The sequence below is a fragment of the Peribacillus sedimenti genome, assembly GCF_046237635.1.
Taxonomy (GTDB): Bacteria; Bacillota; Bacilli; order Bacillales; family DSM-1321; genus Peribacillus; species Peribacillus sedimenti.
On sequence record NZ_CP143547.1, the window covers coordinates 4,829,817 to 4,847,835 of the forward strand.

Sequence of the window (18,019 nt, forward strand, 5' to 3'; positions counted from 1 at the left end):
TAAACGAGAAAATCTAATTATACTATTTTATATTGGAGAGGTTTATATGCGTATAGAAGGGATTGCACAAATCGTAAACAGTTTATGTGATGAACGAAAATATGCCCAGGCGCGTCACATGATCTCAAGCGAATGGAACCGGATTACGGAAAATAAAGCCTACCAGCTGCTGAATGACGATGCTAAACAACTGGTCAAAATCATCAGTGATGAAAGTATGAAAGGCACCCTCTCCAAAACAGAAAAGAAAATATTAAACCTGATCAATGAATCCATAAGGGATCTGAATCTCTCCTATGCGAAGCGGATCTTTATAGAGAACCAGGAATGGATCAAGAAGCCGGAAGCACAGGGATGGCTCACGGCAGATGCGAGATATCTTTGCGAGGTTTGGACCAAGGCAAAAGATGAAATACAAGTGTAACTGAATATAATGCAATAAAAGAGGCAGTGCCCCTTTTTTAGGGGACTGCCTCTTTTTCATTATTATTGTTTTGTGATTACGACTGTTTTTGTGGTTTTGTGGCCTGCAAGGTCAGTCGCTTCGAATACAAATGTATTCTTTCCTTTTGTAAGCTCCAGTTCAATGCCGCTGATTGTCTTCTGGAAGCTTCTCATCGCATACGGCTCTTTAAATTCATTATAGAAAATTTCACTGCCGTCAAGATACAGCCTGATTTCATCAAAGTTATCCGCTACAGTAACACTGACTTTAGGGTTGTCTCCCGTAGCTGATACAGTATTTTTTTTCGGAAGTCCGCTGATCGTCAGAGTCGGTGCCTTCGAATCCACGATCACCCTTCTGTTAATTGAAGTAGAGTTGCCCGCATTGTCCGTAGCTTTTACGATAATGCTATGGACACCATCAGTAAATGTTTTCGTGGTCGAGAAGGTGTATCTTTTGTTCACTGAATCGTATGTCAGCGGAACAGCCTTCCCATCTACTGTAAATTCCTTCACTCCTGACGGTTCAACCACATAACCGGCTATCGTGACAGAGCTCATGGAAGAGACGCTCAATATTTCAGGGCTCTGTATATGGATTTCAGGAATGGTAGTATCCAATTCCGGTGTATCAGCATTGAGATTGCCCTCAGCTGATGCTGAGTTGCCTGCAAAGTCAACGGCTATTACTTTAACTTTTGAGCCGGTGACTGTGTCCGGAATTGTATATTCCTTTGTAGCAGGTGCAAGAGGCTTATCACCCAGTATCGATTTTCCGTCGACTTGTACATCATAATAGTGCAAGCCTGAGCCGCCCACATTGTCAGAGCCGCTAAGCGTAAGGACCTTGCCTTTCTTGGCGAACTTCACCGACGGGAGACCTGTATCAACCTTTACCGGAATATTGAAGGTTTGGGCCTGCGCTCCCTGAAAATCGATCACTGCTTTGACCTGGTAAACATATTGGCCATCCGCAGTAAGTACATTTTTCACCTTTCCATCCCATTTGCGTACAGGATCCAGTGAGTACATGGCACTTTTACCGCCATCATAATAATTCTTACGGACATTATTTTCCGTACGGAGTTTGCGCAGCACTTTCCCGTTTGTGTCTAGAATACTGTACTCTACTGATTTCGCATTTCTTAAGAATGATAGAATCGGGATCACATCATCCTGGACGCCATCATTATTCGGAGAGAATGCAATCTTTTCTTTGCTTAAAGCACCCGTAACGACGTCTTCACCCAGGAAGTTAAAGCTGTTTCCAGCCGTAGTTACAGCACCTGTCAAACCATAGAAGGAATTGTCCGGGTTATCGTAAATAGAACCGTCAATGATCGGTGCCTTGTCCCAGTTCCCTTTGAAGCCTGCATATGGAACATGCAGCTCAGGATTTGTGTCGGAAGAATCCTTTAAGGTAACATATCCTTCCACAAAATAACCGTTAGGGAACACTGTATCAATTGCAACCGGCGTTTTTATGTCATTAGCCAAAACCTTAGCATTTGAAAGGTCGGCAGTGACTTCGAACGTTACAGATCCTTTAGCTGGCACTCTCACTTTCGCATTGTCCGAACCATTCACTTTAATGGATGCATCCAGGATCTTCTGTGTTTCCAGCACATTGGCACTATAGCCGAGCTGCCCAGCTCTTGAATAATCAGTTTGAAGATTTGCATTTACATCATATTCTACAGCCTGGTCACTGAAGTTCTGTGCAGTTAAAGCGAAATTAAAAGTATTTCCTTTTACTTCTTTAAGCGCTACTTTTGCTTCCTTGGTAGATGCTTCGGTGACTACTACAGGTGTTTTTAGAGCCGAATGCAGCTGCATCACACCTGCCCCCTGGCGGCGCGGCGAATACGGAAGATTCCATTGTAATGCTGCATTCACTGTTCCTTTATCAACCAATGGCTGAGCTGTATTCATTAAAAGTGTTTTGGCAAGTGCTACACGATCAAATCCAGCTGCACCAAAGTCCTTATCCACCCTTTGAAGAACGAGGGCAGATCCTCCGGATACATGCGGTGCCGCCATTGAGGTTCCGCTCATCATGCCATATTCATTGTTGTTCAAGGTTGAATAGATTTGTCCGCCTGGTGCTGTGATTTCCGGTTTGAAATCCAGATTCGGAGTCAATCCCCATGATGTAAAATCACTCATTTTTCCTGTAGACGGGTTAGCTGCTTTTACCTTGTCGCCATTAAATGTAACCGGGACTGTTTTTCCGGCAGCAAGCGCAGCCTGGATTTTGTCCCCATCAGATTTCAGCATAAAGAGCTGTGGGATCGTAATGCTTGAGTCGGTTGCCATAGAAACAAAGCCGTCCACATTATTATAGATAATGACACCTGCAGCACCTGCAGCCTGGGCATTTTTCGCCTTATCTACAAAGCCGATAGTTCCCCGTTGAATCAACGCAAATTTGCCTTTTACATCTACTGCAGCAAGTTCTTCTGGTTTACCTAACCCTGCATACACAAGATCATATGTTTTCTGATCCAAAGTGTTAGGATGGACACTGCTTGCCGACATGAATGGAGCTTTGGTCGATGTGCCGTCAATGTTATAGGTAACAGCATCCAAATCCATGAAATTATTTTCTACAGAAGCAACCTGAATGGAATCATAGGACAGTCCAGGTGCACCCGATACTCCTATATCAGGATTTGATGCATATGGATTCGCAAAACCGTTCCCGAAATGCGCAGAGTTGCCTGCAGAGATGGACATGACAACACCATTATTCACTGCGCGTGTGACAGCCTGCTGTTCAGGATCTTCAGGACTTACAAATCCCGCCGTTGAGCCCAAGCTCATGTTAAGCACGTCCGCTCCCAAAACGATTGCGTCATCAATGGCTTTTACATAAATATCTCCCCACGTAGTAGAAACAGCCGGGTCATTCCCAAAGACCTTTAATGCAAGAAGCTGGGCTTCTGGCGCAACTCCTTTGATGCCGCCATTCTCTTCGTCCCCATTTGCGCCTACAGTTCCTGCGACATGCATGCCGTGCATAGAAGCATCCGGGCCTAAATCACGAATCTCCTCATTTTCATCCATATAGTTATAACCGTATGGGACTTTTTCAGAATAAAATTTTCCTGGCAAACCGTTCGCAGCTGCCAGTTCCGTAACCTTGGAAGATGTAAGGTCACGCGGAGAAGTAGAGCTTAATACCATATCGCGATGTGACGGGTCGATACCGGTGTCGATGATCCCGACAACCATACCTTCCCCTTTATATCCGTAATCCCTCCATACCGCTTGAGCCTGAACCATTTCTTTGCTGTACAGCATGTCCGGTTTTTCTTCTGGACGCTCATATTCATTTACGATATGGACCTCTTTTACCTCTGGAATCGATTTAAGGCTTTCGATTTGTCCATACTCCACCTCGGCGCTAAAGCCGTTTACAACCGTGGTGAAAGCCTCTTTTTCTTGGAACTTAATATTCTTTTTTCTTGCCTGATCCTTGACGCGTTTATGTTCGGCCAGCCTGTCAGCCTTCAATTGTTTTTTCGTACTGCTTGGCAGGTCTTTATAACGTTTGCCCTGCTTTTGAGCAGCCGAAATCGCAGGCTCTCCTTTTGTTTCAACCACGATACGGACATTGTCTTTACTTCCGTATTTCTTATCCAGCGCATTTTGTTTTACTGTTTGCTTGTTTATGGTCTGTCCCTTTTGTCCTGTACTGCTATCCCGCGGATCCAACTGAGCTGCCGAGACTGCCGCCGTAAAGGACAAAAGAAAAATCAAAAACATCGCAAAGCTGCGTTTGATTAACATGTCGCTCCCCCTTATCCGATAATTCAGAATTTTATATCTACCAACAAAAGTAACATATTTAACCAGCAGGGTTCGCGGTATAATAGTCCCTATTTTTTATAGATTCGACAGGTATAAAGGACCATATTTTTATAGAATCGATAAAATAGGAGATTTTTGCAGAATATAAGGGGGAACTATGAGTCTTAACCGTAAACTTCTTTTAGTCGCTACATTTCTTGAGTACCGAAGGGCTCGAGCATAAATACTGGATTTCGCGCATAAAGCAGTGGTTTCGAGCATAGAGTCACTGATTTCGCGCATAATAATGAATTTTCGAGCTTAATAATGAAATTTCGAGCATATACTTTTAAACTTCAATCATAACAGCCAGCTGCCTATGAAAATATCCTATTAAAATTCAATTTTTACCGCAATGAAGCCCTTTTCTAATTTACCCTGTTAGAAAATCTCCATTATCCCTTCATTTTCTGCTGCCTTTTAAAAAATAGTTTGACTCTACTATTCAAAAGATTGATACTTGCAATGCACCCCGGTATGCACACAAAAAAATCCTGCCGCTTAATATCCCGGCAGGATTAATCATAGATATATAATGTGATACTAGTTTTTCATCCGCGGATCCAGGGCATCCCTTAGCCCGTCACCCATTAAGTTAAAGCCTAATACTGTAAGCATGATTGCCAGGCCTGGAAAAAGAACTGTCCATGGTGCCTGCAAAATGAACTCACGGGAGTCTGCAAGCATTTTGCCCCATTCCGGTGTCGGCGGCTGAGCCCCAAGACCGAGGAAGCCAAGGGCCGCACATTCAATAATGGCAGTAGCGATCGCAAGCGATCCCTGCACTATGATAGGCGCGAGGCTGTTTGGCAGAATGTGATGGAAAAGTATTCTCGAATCCTTCATTCCTATCGATTTGGCTGCCGTAATATATTCCTCTTCCTTGACACTTAGTACCCTAGATCGCAGCAGCCGGCCGAAAGTAGGAACGTTAATAACCGCAATTGCTATAAGAGCATTTCGGAGGGATGGTCCCAAAACTGCCACCACTGCGATGGCAAGCAAAATACTCGGGAATGCAAGAATAATATCAAAGATTCTAGAAATAATGGAATCTATCCATTTTCCATAATAACCGGCTATGATTCCCAGCAATGAACCTACTACAACGGATCCAGCTACTGAAATAAAACCGACCCACAGGGATATCCTTGCTCCATAAATAATGCGCGTCAAAATATCACGCCCAAACTCATCTGTACCAAACCAATGCTCAGAAGAAGGTGATAAATGTTTATCCGCATGTGTTACCTTATCAAATTCATAAGGTGCAATCACATCTGCAAAAATTGCTATTAAGATAAAAAATACCACGATTGATAGGCCGACAATGGCTAGCTTATTCTTTTTAAAATTCCTCCATGCTTCTTTCCAGGGCGAAATGGCTTTTCCCTCAGCTTCCTGGATCTGTGCAGGCAACACGGGAGGTGCATTATTCGCAAGTTCCGCCATGATTCTCCCCTCCTATTTATACTTGATTCTCGGATCGATCGCTGCATATAACAGATCGACAAGCAGGTTAATGAGTACAAAAATGGTTGCAATGACCAAAATGCCTGATTGAATGACCGGGTAGTCCCTTGAACCGATTGCATCGTAAATATATGTACCAATTCCAGGCCATCCAAAGATGGTTTCTGTCAAAATGGCTCCTCCGAGCAAAAGGCCCGTTTGAAGACCAATCACCGTCACAACCGGGATTAAAGCGTTCTTTAAAGAATGCTTGTACACAACCCAGAACATTCTCATCCCTTTTGCACGTGCAGTCCGGATAAAGTCAGAACGCATAACCTCCAGCATCGAGGAACGTGTCATCCTGGCGATAATTGCCATCGGTATTGTCCCGAGCGCAAACCCAGGCAGGATAAGATGCTTAATGACCTCGATGAATTGGTCCATTCTGCCGGCGAGAAGGGTATCTATTAAGTAAAGATTCGTGATTGCTTCTACCGGGTCCCTTATGTTATCCCTTCCAGTGGTCGGCAATAGATCCCATTGAATGGATACGATATATTGCTCCATTAAACCGAGCCAAAAAATCGGCATTGATACGCCAATCAAAGCAAGAACCATAGCAGCATAATCAAACCATGAATTCTGGAACCATGCTGATACAATTCCAGCATTCACACCGATTACAACTGCGAATATCATCGCTACCAGCGAAAGCTCCAGTGTAGCAGCCAGATATGGCCAAAGCTCCTCTGATATAGGTACGCCCGTTTTAAGAGAAACCCCCAGATCCCCCTTGAAGATACCTGTTAAATAGTCCCAGAATTGACTGAACCAAGGCTGGTCCAAGCCCAGTTCCTTTGTAAGAGCAGCCACAGCTTCTTTGGTAGCCTGCTGCCCCAGGATAAGCTGGGCCGGATTTCCGGGAATAGCCCGGATCATCATAAAAACTATGAATGCCATTCCGAGCAGTACTGGTATTAGTGCCCCCAGCCTCCTGATCGTATAAGCGAACATTATATTCACCTCTTTTATATAACATCTTTATCTTGTAATAAATTAAATTGATTTTGCAGTCAATTGGAATTCCTTCCTATGTATCGACCGTCAGCTCATCGTGCATATAACAAATAAAAATAGGGAGCATGAACCAGCCATACTCCCCAATTTCATTAAAATTACTTTAACGACGTGTTTATAAAGGACTGGGAGCCTGTTGGATGCGGTACGAAGCCTTCAATTGCGCTAGACCCAGCTAATTGCGGTTTAGAGTGTACAAGCGGAACCCATGGTGCATCTTCATGTATAATAACCTGTGCTTGTTTGTATAGTTCATTTCGCTTATCTTCATCAGATACAGTTTGTGCTTCAACTAAAAGCTTATGAACCTGCTCATTGCTGTAGCGAGAATAGTTGTTGGAACCAATTGTATCTTTGTCTAGCAATGTGTAAAGGAAGTTATCGGCATCTCCGTTATCTCCGGTCCAGCCAAGCATGAAAGTAGGTGCTTCTCCAGCTTGAACCTTTTCAAGATAAGTACCCCATTCAAACGTAACAATATTTGCTTCAATATTGACCTGCTTTAAGCTAGCCTGGATCGCTTCAGCAACTTTCTGTCCGTTTGGCATGTAAGGGCGTGGAACTGGCATTGCCCAAAGGTCCATCTTAAATCCTTTTTCAAGTCCTGCCTTCTTGAGCAATTCCTTTGCTTTTTCTACATTGTACTCGTAGTCCTGAACTTCATCGTTATACCCGCCGACAGATGGTGGCATTGGGTTCTTCGCAGGCTCTGCAGTACCTTCAAAGAAGTTGGTGATGATATCTTCTTTATTAATCAGGTGGCTGATTGCCTGGCGTACTTCTTTTTTATTGAAAGGTTCTTTTTCAACGTTAAATCCAAAGTAGCCAACATTCATGGAAGGGCGCTCGAATAATTGAAGCTTGCTGTTCTCTTTTACCTTGCTGATGTCACTAGGATTCAAACCGTCCATTAAGTCGATTTCACCCTTAATTACAGCATTCAAACGCGCTGAATTGTCTTTAATGACCTTAAAAGTAACTCCATCCAGCTTAGGCAATCCTTTTCTCCAGTAATTGTCGTTTTTGACTACTACTATTGTGTCATTCGCCTTATAAGATTTGAATTTAAATGGTCCTGTTCCGACCGGATTCTTCTTTAATGCATCTCCGCCCTTTTCAAATTCCTTAGGGCTGGCAATTGCAAATGGGCTCATGGCTAAGTTCTTCAAGAACGGTGCCTGAGGACGTGCAAGAGTGAACACGACTGTGTTTGCATCAGCTGCCTTCACTTCCTTGATTACATGGCCTTCGTCACCTTCGAATCCGCCAAACATGGAAGCATAATAAGCGAATTTGGCTTCGTCCTTGCTCTTTGCCCAACGCTGGAAATTCTTCACGACAGCATCTGCATTGAAATCAGATCCATCATGGAATTTAATCCCTTCATTCAGCTTGAAGGTATATGTCAAGCCATCCTGAGAAATTTCCCACTCCTTCGCTAAAGAAGGTTCGATTTCAGTATTGTCTTCACCATATTGAACCAAGTTTTCATAAATCTGTTCCGTTACGATGAATGATTCACCTTCAGTAGTCATGGCAGGGTCAAGGGAAGTGGAGTCTCCGCCACGTCCGTAGATTAGCATCCCGCCGCCTTTGTCTCCACCGCCATCGGAGCTGCTGCTTCCGCTTTCCTTGTTACTGCTGCACCCTGTAAGGGCAAGCGACAAAACAAGGGCCAGTGTTAAAAACAACCACAATGTTTTTTTCATGTTTCTATCCCCCAATTTTTATATAGTTGCCAAAAAATATTAGTACGCGATGTCATTCATATAAATGACAAGCTGCGTAGTGGCCTGGTTCAATTTCTTTCAGTACAGGTCTGACTGATGAGCATACATCCATCGCCTTCGGACATCTCGTGTGGAAAGGGCATCCGAGAGGCGGGTTCGCAGGGCTCGGCACATCCCCTTTAAGGATGATGCGCTCCTTCTGAAATTCCACGTCCGGTATCGGAACCGCTGAGAGAAGGGCCTCTGTATATGGATGCTTTGGATTTTCATATAGCTTTTCACTGTCTGCAAGTTCGACTATATGCCCTAGATACATGACACCCACCCGGTCGCTTATGTGGCGTACCACTCCCAAGTCATGCGCGATAAATAGATAGGTGAGATCAAATTCCTTCTGCAAATCCTGCATCAGGTTTAGGACCTGTGACTGTATGGACACATCCAATGCCGAGACAGGCTCGTCCGCAATAATCAATTTAGGATTAACAGCAAGCGCCCTCGCAATCCCAATCCGCTGCCGCTGTCCGCCGCTGAACTGGTGCGGATAGCGCTTCGCATGATAGCTGCTCAGCCCAACCACCTCAAGCAGCTCTTTTACGCGTTTTTTTCTTTCTGCCTTGCTGCTTACACCATGCACAATCAGCGGTTCTTCCAATATTTTTTCCACTGTATGGCGTGGGTTCAATGAAGCAAACGGATCTTGGAAGACCATTTGCATCTCCCTGCGCATTTTTCGCATTTCACTCTCTGAAAGTGCTCTAAGGTCCTTGCCCTCGAAATAGACCTTCCCCTCAGTTGCCTCTAAAAGCCGGAGCAGCAGCCGGCCGGTGGTGGACTTGCCGCAGCCGCTTTCACCCACCAGTCCCAGCGTTTCTCCTTTATTTATGAAAAAGGATATGCCATCGACTGCTTTTACTTCGCCAACCGTTTTACCAAGCAATCCTCCCTTTATCGGAAAATGCTTCTTCAAATTCTCAACTTTGACCAATGGCTCTGTCATGCTTGTCTGCTCCTTTCTGGTCTTCATACAGCCAGCAGCGAACCTGCTGTCCGTTTTCGAAAGGTGTAAGAGAAGGAGTCTGGCTTATGCATATGTCCATGGCATGTGGACACCGAGGAGCAAATTGGCATCCAATCTTCAGTGACCCCGGCTTAGGGACATTGCCAGGAATGGAATAAAGCCTCTCCTTCTTTTCCCGCATATCCGGAACGGATTGAATAAGGCCCACTGTGTATGGATGCTTTGGATTTTGGAATATTGATTTTACATCGCCTTCCTCGACGATCTTTCCAGCATACATGACAACGATCCGCTCGCACATTTCAGCGACTACTCCAAGATCATGTGTAATCATCATGATGGCGGTATTTGTCTCTTTGTTAAGCTTTTTCATTAACTCAAGAATCTGAGCCTGGATGGTAACATCAAGTGCAGTCGTAGGTTCATCCGCAATCAGCATCTTTGGCTCACAGATCATGGCCATCGCAATCATGACTCTCTGCCTCATGCCCCCGGACAACTGGTGGGGGTATTCGTTTAAAAGCTCCTTCGCTCTCGCAAGACCGACAAGCTGAAGCATTTCGACTGCTTTGACCCGAGCTTTCTTCTTGTCCCATTTCCTATGTATACGCAAGGATTCTATCAACTGATCTCCTATTGTAAAAACAGGATTCAGGCTGGTCATCGGCTCTTGAAAAATCATTGCGATTTCATTGCCGCGAATCTTTCTCATTTTTGCTTCTGACGCATTTGCCAGGTTTTCTCCATTAAATAGTATCTCTCCGTCAACCTTGCCTGTCCGGGAATCGAGCAGCCCCATAATGGAAAGAGAGGTTACACTTTTCCCGCAGCCTGACTCTCCCACTATGCCGAGAACTTCGCCGGGCTTTATATGAAAATCTATGTCATTAACGACTGGTATTTCTCCATCATCCGTAAGAAAGCTGGTTCGTAATCCCTTTACTTCAATAATGGGATTGATCATATAACATTCACTCCTCTCTCCTTGCCAACCCGCTGCTTGTATGAGTTCACTCTGAATTATGCCATTTTTGAGAAAATAACACAATACTAAAATCCGAATATTGTATTAATACAGAATAATACGAATAGTAAAAAGCTCCCATATTTCCGGGAAATATGTCGGTTTCTAATCCAGTAAAAAATTTTTTCTCTACAAAAAACGACTGCCTTAATTTTGGCAGTCTCAAGCTTTTTTCATCAAATTTGTATTATTAAATGCCTGGGCGGCCTTTAATAAAATGAAGCAGGTATGAGGAATTTTTTATCTTTCTGTGAAGGTTAGAGAGGATTCTTGCGGGGTGAGTTTTAAGGAGAATATTCCAGGTTTATAATGATTATTTGGTGAGGGATTGCAGGCGTGTTGTTTTAATGAGTAGCGGCTTATCAACGGCCAGCCAAGGAAGCCCTGACTGTTCCAGTGCCATAAGCCTTCGGGATAGTTCATCATTCTTTTCTTCCAGCATTTTATATTTCTGTTCCCAGCTTTCTGATGCCATTTGAAGCTGCACGATAAGGAATTCAGTATTGCTTGCTTTTACATGGGTTTTCCCAATAATTCTTGTAAGATCCCCAATGATCTCTTCCATTCGATTAAAACGCTGTTCAAAGCCGGCTGTTGCCACATCTCGATCGATCTGAGCCGCTAATATATTATGCCTGCAAAAACGGCACTGTAATGACTGTTCTTTCACACCAGCCATAACAACCCTCCTCTCCGGATTTAAATTTCTAATGCCTGTGGTACTTCCATTTTCTGCTCTTGGGGCCGTTGTCCAACAAATCGGACAGATTCTGCAACTACATCCGTAACATATACTTTTCTGCCTTCTTGATTATCATAGCTCCTGGTTTGTATTCTCCCGGTTATCCCGATGATTGAGCCTTTCCTGCAATATTGCGCTGTATTTTCGGCCGTTCTCTGCCAGATGGTACATTGGACGAAATCTGCATCATATTCTCCGCTGGCATTCCGAAAATTACGGTTTACAGCCAATGTAACATTTACAACAGCTTTTCCTTCCGGCGTATACCGCAGCTCTGGGTCCCGAGTCAACCTTCCTACTAAGGTTACTTGATTGATCACTTTATTCATCTCCTTTCTGCTTGCAATAAGCATATTCTAAAATTGACCATCTGAAAAATCGGCAAAAATAGTCCAAGTTGCCATTCTAGATGACAAAAAACTACAATATATGCTACAAAACAGATTTTTTTGTATGCATTTTGATTAATAATCCAGTTTTATATAGAATGAATAAATTTTTTAGAAAAAAACTTGTTCATCATTGCAACACAACCAGCCCATTTTCCTCAGACACAATCAAATTAAAAAGGCTTTTTTCCTTTTAAATATTGAGGTTTATCAGTTATGCTAATAACACGAATGGATTCCAAAAAGGATCTGCGGACAAAATGATGTAAAAGAATAGGAGGTACTGCCATGAAAACATTTAAGCTCATTTCGCTTCAAATATTGACTAAATCGAATGATTATGTAGAGGTTGAGCTTTCCGATGGATTAATCATCAATAAAGAAGACGATCAATCTACCTGGCTGATCGAAGCTTTTATTAAAGAAGAGATTCTCGCTTTATTCGATGATTTTAATCAAGATGATGAGCTGCTTGTCCAAGCGGTCATTACCAAAAAGGACAATGATCCGGTTTCGTTTAAAACTACCTTACGGACCGTGCAAACCGTAGACGGTCACGCCAGCATACTTCTCGAAGGACATCTCCGTAAAACACGCAGCAAGTATGCTGAACTGCTCCTTGAAAATTTAGTGGACAAAGGATTCGACGGCCAAGAGCTTTTGGAAGAATTTAAAGAAAAAATCCGCAGCCGTCCCAAGCTATCCGCACTTAATAAGTAATCAGCATAAAAATGGCCGGCTGGAATTTTTACCAAGCCGACCCTTTTTGTATTTACCTGTCATCATCATTATTATTGTTGTTTCGGTCAAGACCTGTGTCGTCTTCAATAATGTCCCTGCCGCCGTCGTCATTATCTTCATTATCATTGGTAGGGTCTAAATCGCCATCTTCTGCGTCATTATTATCCCTGTTGTTATTATTTAAATTGTTATTATCGTCATCTAAATTAGGAGCATCAATATTGTTATCGTTGTCATCGTTACGATTGTTCATATCATTTTGTTCAAGGTTCCCGTTGTTATCCTCTGGTGCGGGATTATCATTGTCATTATCGCCGCAGCCAGTCAGCAGCATGGTTGACATGAAAGAGCCAATCAGTAAGACAAGAAGTCTTTTTTTCAAAATGCCCAAACCTCCCTTCCCTATGTACTTGACCTGTGAGTCCTGGTCCTACTCATATTCTGCTCCAATACATTCAAAAATATAGACAGGAAAAACATCTTAGTAAGCTTCCTGATTCATTTTTGGGCAAAAAAAATCGGCCAGGCTATTAAAGCCTGACCTTTAAAAAAGGGAGAATAAAAAGTTACGGTTTACCAAACCAAAAAGTAAATAATAGATGACCATTAAATAATGGTGCTTCCACTCTATATTTACACACTTTTTCTCACCCTTAAACCTCTTTCAGTAAAAATCGTTCAAAAGAAGTTTCTAATTCCCATAGTCTTCCTGAATATGTATACAAAGACACAGGATATTTACATCATTTATTTACTGTAGTCACCACAAATCCAGATGCACTTATTCGTTTGCCCCGAAGCCGAACATGATTTCCGCCTCGCATGCAACTTCTCCTTCAACGGTTGCAATCGCCTTACCTTTGCCAAATGAACCACGCAGGCGAGTCATTTCAACCTCCAGGCGAAGCTGGTCGCCGGGCTTTACTTGTCTTTTAAAGCGGCAATTATCAATCCCGGCAAAGAATGCTAAACGCCCTTTATATTCTTCTTGTTTAAGTATGGCAACCGCTCCTACCTGGGCCAGGGCTTCAATAATTAAAACACCGGGCATTACTGGATAGTCGGGAAAATGCCCATTAAAAAAATCTTCATTAGCGGTCACATTCTTAATGCCCACTGCACGCTTCCCATCTTCCACTTCCAAGATTTTGTCGACCAATAAAAACGGATAGCGATGCGGAATGATTTCTTTAATTTGCTTTATGTCCAACATATTTATGACCTCCTAATAATCACTGCTTCTATGATAACATAATGAAAATATGAATGACCATGCCGCCCGTAAAAAAGAGACAGAAACCGCGGGACGACTGCACTGGGTTTCTGTCTCTTACATATCCTTATTAACAAGGTCTATAATATGGGTCCAGGTAGACTTCTTGAACACATCTGTTGCCTTACCGCCGCCAATTACACTATAGCCTACAATTGCTCCTGCAAGCATCGAAATAACGATCAGAACAATTACTACAATGAGCCTCAGCCAGATGGGAATCAGCCTGATCCTTACTTTCGCTTTCTCATCAGACGCTGATTTTGTGTCTTTTTGCTGCCGCTTAAATTCTTCTCTGGTCAATTTTTTCTCTTCCATGCGCTATTCGTAAGCTCCTTCAATCCTGTTTCATCAGTAATATTCTCGCACAATACGGAAACCGGAAAAGTCGTTATCGAATTCCATTTACCAACCCAAGCATTTGATCGGCAAGCGTGACTGCCCTGGCATGGAATTGATACTGCCTTTGGACAGTAAGTAAATCCGTCATTTCTTGAGAAAGGTCTACATTGGAACCTTCAAGTGCTCCCTGCCGCACCGAGATTTCCTCTCTCCTGGCGCCATACAGCCTTGTCATGATATCCTGTTCAGTAATCCCGAGCTGAGCCATATTGGCTGGAAGACCAAGCAAATTATCGCCCGCACGTTCTAATAATTGTGGCTTCTGGACTGAAACAATACCCAGGTCAAAAACCTGTTCGCCGCCGTTATCCAATTCGACTCTGAGCTGGCCATCTTTTGCAAATGTGACCTGTTTTATATTTCCGTCCGTTATAATTGGCTGGTCAGCATCATCAAGAACCGGATGCCCATCTCCCGTCACCAGCATCATCTGATTAGACCCATCAGAAACTGGGGTCAGAAAGAATGCACCGTCTCTGGTCAATCTTATATTATTCCCTTCACCAACACGGAAGAACAAATCTTCTTTTTCCAGGGCTACATCCAAAGGTCTTTCTGTATTTTTGATCGCCCCCTGGCTTAATGTGATCATTGCCTGGCTGATTCTTGCGCCATTACCTTGCCTGAGGCCCTGAGGTGTCAATCTTGGAGCTTGGTCTCCACGCTGATTATTGAGTTGCTGGACCAGCAAATCATTAAAATATGTTTCTTTTCGCTTATATCCATTTGTCTGGATATTGGAGATGTTTCCGCTGATTATATCCATTTTTTTCTGAAGCTGCCCAAGGGTATTCGTTGCAGTTATCATCGTTCTGTTCATTTTTTCTCCCCCCTTTTCTGGTTAAACTACTTATTTATATGAATTTTGATTTATCCAAGTTTGCCAACTTCATTTACTGCCTTTTCCATGCTGCGGTCATAGGCCTGAAGGATTTTTTGGTTTGCCTCAAAGGAGCGATAGGCAGCCGTCATATCGGTCATGGTCTTAGAAATGTCCACATTGGAAGCTTCAATAGCACCCTGCTGAAACTGAAAGCCCGCAGCAGGATTGTTAAAGGCACTTTCAAGCGGCTGGCCGGTTTGTCTAAGAAGGCCATCTCCCTCTTTTACCAGTGTATAAGGATTAGCTGCAAAAGCGGCTCCGAGCCTTGCTATCTGGATCCCATTTTCCGATATATATCCTTCTTCATTCACATTGAAATTTTCGCTCTGAAGCTGAATTCGATTGGAATTGTCATCAAGTACATAATAGCCGTCTGGAGTTGTCAAATACCCCTGCTGATCAATGGTGAAGTTGCCATTTCGGGTATATCGCGTCTCACCGGCACCATTAAGGACGGTAAAAAATACAGTACCTTTGTTTCCATCTGCAGCTACGGGCATGTTGGTATCCAAAAGGGCTATATCCGTTTTCCTCTGGGTTTGCTGAAGGCTGCCCTGCAGGAAATTCGGAGCCGCTTCCTGCATATATACCCCGGTATTCAAACTGCCTATCGCAGCATTTACCGGGAGGTTCAATCCTTTTTCGGTTGGAACGGTGGTTTCCCCCATGCGCCGTATCAGCATTTCCGGAAATGCCCTCATGCTTGACTGGTCCGCTTTATAGCCGGGGGTGTTAGCATTCGACATATTATTAGTCAGCATTTCAGTGCGTCTTTGCTGTGCATACATTCCGGAGGCTGCCGTGTAAAACCCTCTTAGCATATTGTCACCTCGTGAATGGAAAGAGCCGTCCTCTTTCCATGTAGTCGTCTTCTATATGTTTTATCGGCCGGGGACAGGTGGATTAAAGGCGAAAAATATTTTTTTGCGTTAAAAACAAAGGAATGGTGTTAATTCCCTTTAAATGGGGTATATCAGTATGGGGCGAATCCATTTCCTGATGAATTCGCCGCATAGACCATCCCTTCTTGCTTATCATGTTAAAATCTTATTATCCGCGTATCACGCAAACCGGCGGCGCTGAAGTTTATCCATATTATCCAGCATGATTCCTGTTCCAATAGCTACGCAATCCATTGGATTTTCAGCAACAAGAACCGGTACCTTTAATTCCTCTGAAAGCAGAGTATCGAAGCCGTGGAGCAATGCTCCTCCGCCCGTTAGAATGACTCCCCGGTCGATAATATCGGCAGATAGCTCTGGAGGAGTGCGCTCAAGAACATTTTTCGCGGCATGTACAATAACAGCTGCGGATTCACGAAGTGATTCTTCTATTTCTTCTGAATTTACCGAAATAGTGCGCGGAAGTCCTGATACCATGTCGCGGCCGCGGATTTCGATTTCTTCCTTACGGGAGTCGGGAAAAACGGTACCTACTTTGATTTTAATATCCTCCGCAGTCCGTTCCCCAATTAACAGCTTATACTTGCGCTTTATATAATTCAGTATTTCATTGTCAAACTTATCACCGGCCATTTTAATGGAAGCCGAAGTAACAATATCACCCATAGACAGGACTGCTATATCTGTTGTCCCTCCGCCAATGTCCACAACCATGTTTCCGCTCGGCTGGAAAATATCCATTCCAGCACCGATTGCAGCAACCTTTGGCTCCTCCTCCAGGTAGATCTTTTTGCCGCCGCTCTTTTCAGCCGCCTCTCTAATGGCTTTTTGCTCTACACTGGTGATGTTTGTCGGACAGCATATTAAAATGCGGGGCTTGGATAAAAAGCCCTTCACATTCAGCTTGTTTATAAAGTACTTAAGCATCGATTCTGTTACATCAAAATCAGCAATGACCCCATCCTTTAACGGGCGGATTGCGACTATGTTTCCAGGTGTACGCCCAACCATCTTCCTTGCTTCCTCACCGACGGCGAGCACCCGGTTTGTATTTTTATCAATAGCGACCACAGACGGTTCGTTTAACACAATTCCTTTGCCTTTAACATGTATCAAAACATTGGCTGTCCCAAGGTCGATTCCAATATCTCTCGCAAACATTCTTTTATTTCCTCCTTGAATATCCACTCATTACTACGACTTCTGTCCTAATTGTTTATTTTACCATAATTACCATAGTGGAAGTAAGATGCAATTACAAATTAAAGTAACTAATTGGATAATACTGTCGAACATACAAATTGAATTCATAAGAAAAATAAATCACAAGACGCAAAAACCGGATCACTGCGATAAACTTAGGCTTAAGGGATTTCCTCCTCGCCAGTTCATCGTCGCAATCCGGATCCTCAATTTCTCCAATGTCCTGCATTATACTACTTTAATATTTCCTCTTCTTTCTCTGAACGCTTGTATTTCATTTTTGTTGCCTCTCCGCCCCTAAGATGGCGGATTGATTTATGGTAATCCAAAATATCTTTTACTTCGTTTGCCAGCTCAGGATTTATTTCCGGTAATCTTTCTGTTAAATCTTTGTGGACAGTACTTTTGGAGACACCAAACTCCTTCGCGATTACGCGAACCGTTTTTCTTGTTTCCACGATATACTTTCCTATCTTGATAGTTCTTTCTTTGATGTAATCGTGCACACCACTCGCCCTCCCCAAATTGGATGTGAGAAGTGTGAAATGAGATTCGCTCCTGTTGGGAATTAACAGCTACCCCGGACATAACGCATGAATATATCTGCAACTATATATGAATTTTATTAAACGATTACTCACCTCAAACACTCTCTTTAGTTATGGTTTGTAACAGTTTATTAGCTTGGTTGAGGATATATGCACAATTTACTGAAACAGGACAACTTTCGTATGATTTTCCTGTAAATATACAGGCTGTAACGTTGCAGTGTTTTTCAAGTATTCTTAATTCCCTTGTTTATTTCCCGAGAAATTTGTCGAGAAACCTGATATAAGTTTGCTCCGGCACTATCATACAGTTCAATCAAAAGAATCCTTTCG

General features: G+C 43.2%; 17 protein-coding genes. 2 read left to right on the forward strand and 15 right to left on the reverse strand.

Features of this window, described 5'->3' with window-relative positions; genetic code table 11:
* Positions 1–46 precede the first annotated feature (46 nt).
* Positions 47–424, forward strand: a complete 378-nt coding sequence (locus tag V1500_RS23570) for a hypothetical protein (protein ID WP_409303147.1) — start codon at positions 47–49, stop codon at positions 422–424.
* Between the two features lie 62 nt (positions 425–486).
* Here the strand turns inward: V1500_RS23570 and V1500_RS23575 are convergent, their stop codons facing one another.
* The 8 genes from V1500_RS23575 to ssb all read right to left on the reverse strand — a co-directional run bounded on the left by V1500_RS23575 (position 487) and on the right by ssb (position 11,665).
* A complete protein-coding gene (locus tag V1500_RS23575; protein WP_409303149.1) occupies positions 487–4,236 on the reverse strand; it encodes a S8 family serine peptidase in 3,750 nt (1,249 codons plus the stop codon).
* A 603-nt stretch (positions 4,237–4,839) separates the two neighbouring features.
* On the reverse strand, positions 4,840–5,748 hold the full coding sequence (locus V1500_RS23580) for an ABC transporter permease (RefSeq protein WP_409303151.1): 909 nt from the start codon (positions 5,746–5,748) through the stop codon (positions 4,840–4,842).
* A gap of 12 nt (positions 5,749–5,760) precedes the next feature.
* Positions 5,761–6,765: an ABC transporter permease gene (locus V1500_RS23585; RefSeq protein WP_409303153.1), complete on the reverse strand. Its 1,005-nt coding sequence runs from the start codon at positions 6,763–6,765 to the stop codon at positions 5,761–5,763.
* Positions 6,766–6,926: 161 nt separating this feature from the next.
* The gene (locus tag V1500_RS23590) at positions 6,927–8,537 is read right to left on the reverse strand and encodes an ABC transporter substrate-binding protein (RefSeq protein ID WP_409303154.1); all 1,611 of its coding nucleotides are present in this window, start codon (positions 8,535–8,537) and stop codon (positions 6,927–6,929) included.
* Between the two features lie 52 nt (positions 8,538–8,589).
* Positions 8,590–9,558, reverse strand: coding sequence for an ABC transporter ATP-binding protein (locus V1500_RS23595; protein ID WP_409303155.1), 969 nt, complete (start codon positions 9,556–9,558; stop codon positions 8,590–8,592).
* Positions 9,533–10,543: an ABC transporter ATP-binding protein gene (locus tag V1500_RS23600; RefSeq protein WP_409303157.1), complete on the reverse strand. Its 1,011-nt coding sequence runs from the start codon at positions 10,541–10,543 to the stop codon at positions 9,533–9,535. The genes V1500_RS23595 and V1500_RS23600 overlap by 26 nt, the downstream gene beginning before the upstream one ends.
* 373 nt (positions 10,544–10,916) lie before the next feature.
* Positions 10,917–11,282 carry a hypothetical protein gene (locus V1500_RS23605; protein WP_409303159.1) on the reverse strand — a complete coding sequence of 122 codons (366 nt, stop codon included), beginning with the start codon at positions 11,280–11,282 and terminating at the stop codon, positions 10,917–10,919.
* A 20-nt stretch (positions 11,283–11,302) separates the two neighbouring features.
* Entirely contained in the window at positions 11,303–11,665 is a 363-nt protein-coding gene (gene ssb, locus V1500_RS23610; RefSeq protein ID WP_409303160.1) for a single-stranded DNA-binding protein, read from the reverse strand.
* A gap of 357 nt (positions 11,666–12,022) precedes the next feature.
* Between ssb and V1500_RS23615 the strand changes: the two genes are divergently transcribed.
* A complete protein-coding gene (locus V1500_RS23615; protein WP_409303161.1) occupies positions 12,023–12,454 on the forward strand; it encodes a YwpF family protein in 432 nt (143 codons plus the stop codon).
* 52 nt (positions 12,455–12,506) lie between these two features.
* Here V1500_RS23615 and V1500_RS23620 read toward each other — a convergent pair whose 3' ends face one another.
* The 7 genes from V1500_RS23620 to spoIIID form a co-directional block, all read right to left on the reverse strand.
* Positions 12,507–12,857 carry a hypothetical protein gene (locus V1500_RS23620; protein WP_409303163.1) on the reverse strand — a complete coding sequence of 117 codons (351 nt, stop codon included), beginning with the start codon at positions 12,855–12,857 and terminating at the stop codon, positions 12,507–12,509.
* 399 nt (positions 12,858–13,256) lie between these two features.
* Entirely contained in the window at positions 13,257–13,688 is a 432-nt protein-coding gene (gene fabZ, locus V1500_RS23625; protein WP_409303165.1) for a 3-hydroxyacyl-ACP dehydratase FabZ, read from the reverse strand.
* Between the two features lie 117 nt (positions 13,689–13,805).
* Entirely contained in the window at positions 13,806–14,066 is a 261-nt protein-coding gene (locus V1500_RS23630; protein ID WP_409303167.1) for a DNA-directed RNA polymerase subunit beta, read from the reverse strand.
* Between the two features lie 73 nt (positions 14,067–14,139).
* Entirely contained in the window at positions 14,140–14,970 is an 831-nt protein-coding gene (locus tag V1500_RS23635; protein ID WP_409303169.1) for a flagellar hook-basal body protein, read from the reverse strand.
* 50 nt (positions 14,971–15,020) lie between these two features.
* The gene (locus V1500_RS23640) at positions 15,021–15,854 is read right to left on the reverse strand and encodes a flagellar hook-basal body protein (protein WP_409303170.1); all 834 of its coding nucleotides are present in this window, start codon (positions 15,852–15,854) and stop codon (positions 15,021–15,023) included.
* 240 nt (positions 15,855–16,094) lie between these two features.
* Entirely contained in the window at positions 16,095–17,096 is a 1,002-nt protein-coding gene (locus tag V1500_RS23645; protein WP_409303172.1) for a rod shape-determining protein, read from the reverse strand.
* Between the two features lie 275 nt (positions 17,097–17,371).
* On the reverse strand, positions 17,372–17,644 hold the full coding sequence (gene spoIIID, locus V1500_RS23650) for a sporulation transcriptional regulator SpoIIID (RefSeq protein ID WP_409303174.1): 273 nt from the start codon (positions 17,642–17,644) through the stop codon (positions 17,372–17,374).
* Positions 17,645–18,019: the final 375 nt, after the last annotated feature.

Excerpts from the sequence above, each read along its gene's own strand:
- V1500_RS23605 (WP_409303159.1), bottom strand. The coding sequence starts at position 11,282 with ATGGCTGGTGTGAAAGAACAGTCATTACAGTGCCGTTTTTGCAGGCAT.
- V1500_RS23595 (WP_409303155.1), bottom strand. The coding sequence starts at position 9,558 with ATGACAGAGCCATTGGTCAAAGTTGAGAATTTGAAGAAGCATTTTCCG.
- fabZ (WP_409303165.1), bottom strand. The coding sequence starts at position 13,688 with ATGTTGGACATAAAGCAAATTAAAGAAATCATTCCGCATCGCTATCCG.
- V1500_RS23590 (WP_409303154.1), bottom strand. The coding sequence starts at position 8,537 with ATGAAAAAAACATTGTGGTTGTTTTTAACACTGGCCCTTGTTTTGTCG.
- V1500_RS23580 (WP_409303151.1), bottom strand. The coding sequence starts at position 5,748 with ATGGCGGAACTTGCGAATAATGCACCTCCCGTGTTGCCTGCACAGATC.
- V1500_RS23570 (WP_409303147.1), top strand. The coding sequence starts at position 47 with ATGCGTATAGAAGGGATTGCACAAATCGTAAACAGTTTATGTGATGAA.
- V1500_RS23575 (WP_409303149.1), bottom strand. The coding sequence starts at position 4,236 with ATGTTAATCAAACGCAGCTTTGCGATGTTTTTGATTTTTCTTTTGTCC.
- V1500_RS23600 (WP_409303157.1), bottom strand. The coding sequence starts at position 10,543 with ATGATCAATCCCATTATTGAAGTAAAGGGATTACGAACCAGCTTTCTT.
- V1500_RS23640 (WP_409303170.1), bottom strand. The coding sequence starts at position 15,854 with ATGCTAAGAGGGTTTTACACGGCAGCCTCCGGAATGTATGCACAGCAA.
- V1500_RS23615 (WP_409303161.1), top strand. The coding sequence starts at position 12,023 with ATGAAAACATTTAAGCTCATTTCGCTTCAAATATTGACTAAATCGAAT.
- V1500_RS23635 (WP_409303169.1), bottom strand. The coding sequence starts at position 14,970 with ATGAACAGAACGATGATAACTGCAACGAATACCCTTGGGCAGCTTCAG.
- V1500_RS23645 (WP_409303172.1), bottom strand. The coding sequence starts at position 17,096 with ATGTTTGCGAGAGATATTGGAATCGACCTTGGGACAGCCAATGTTTTG.
- V1500_RS23630 (WP_409303167.1), bottom strand. The coding sequence starts at position 14,066 with ATGGAAGAGAAAAAATTGACCAGAGAAGAATTTAAGCGGCAGCAAAAA.
- V1500_RS23585 (WP_409303153.1), bottom strand. The coding sequence starts at position 6,765 with ATGTTCGCTTATACGATCAGGAGGCTGGGGGCACTAATACCAGTACTG.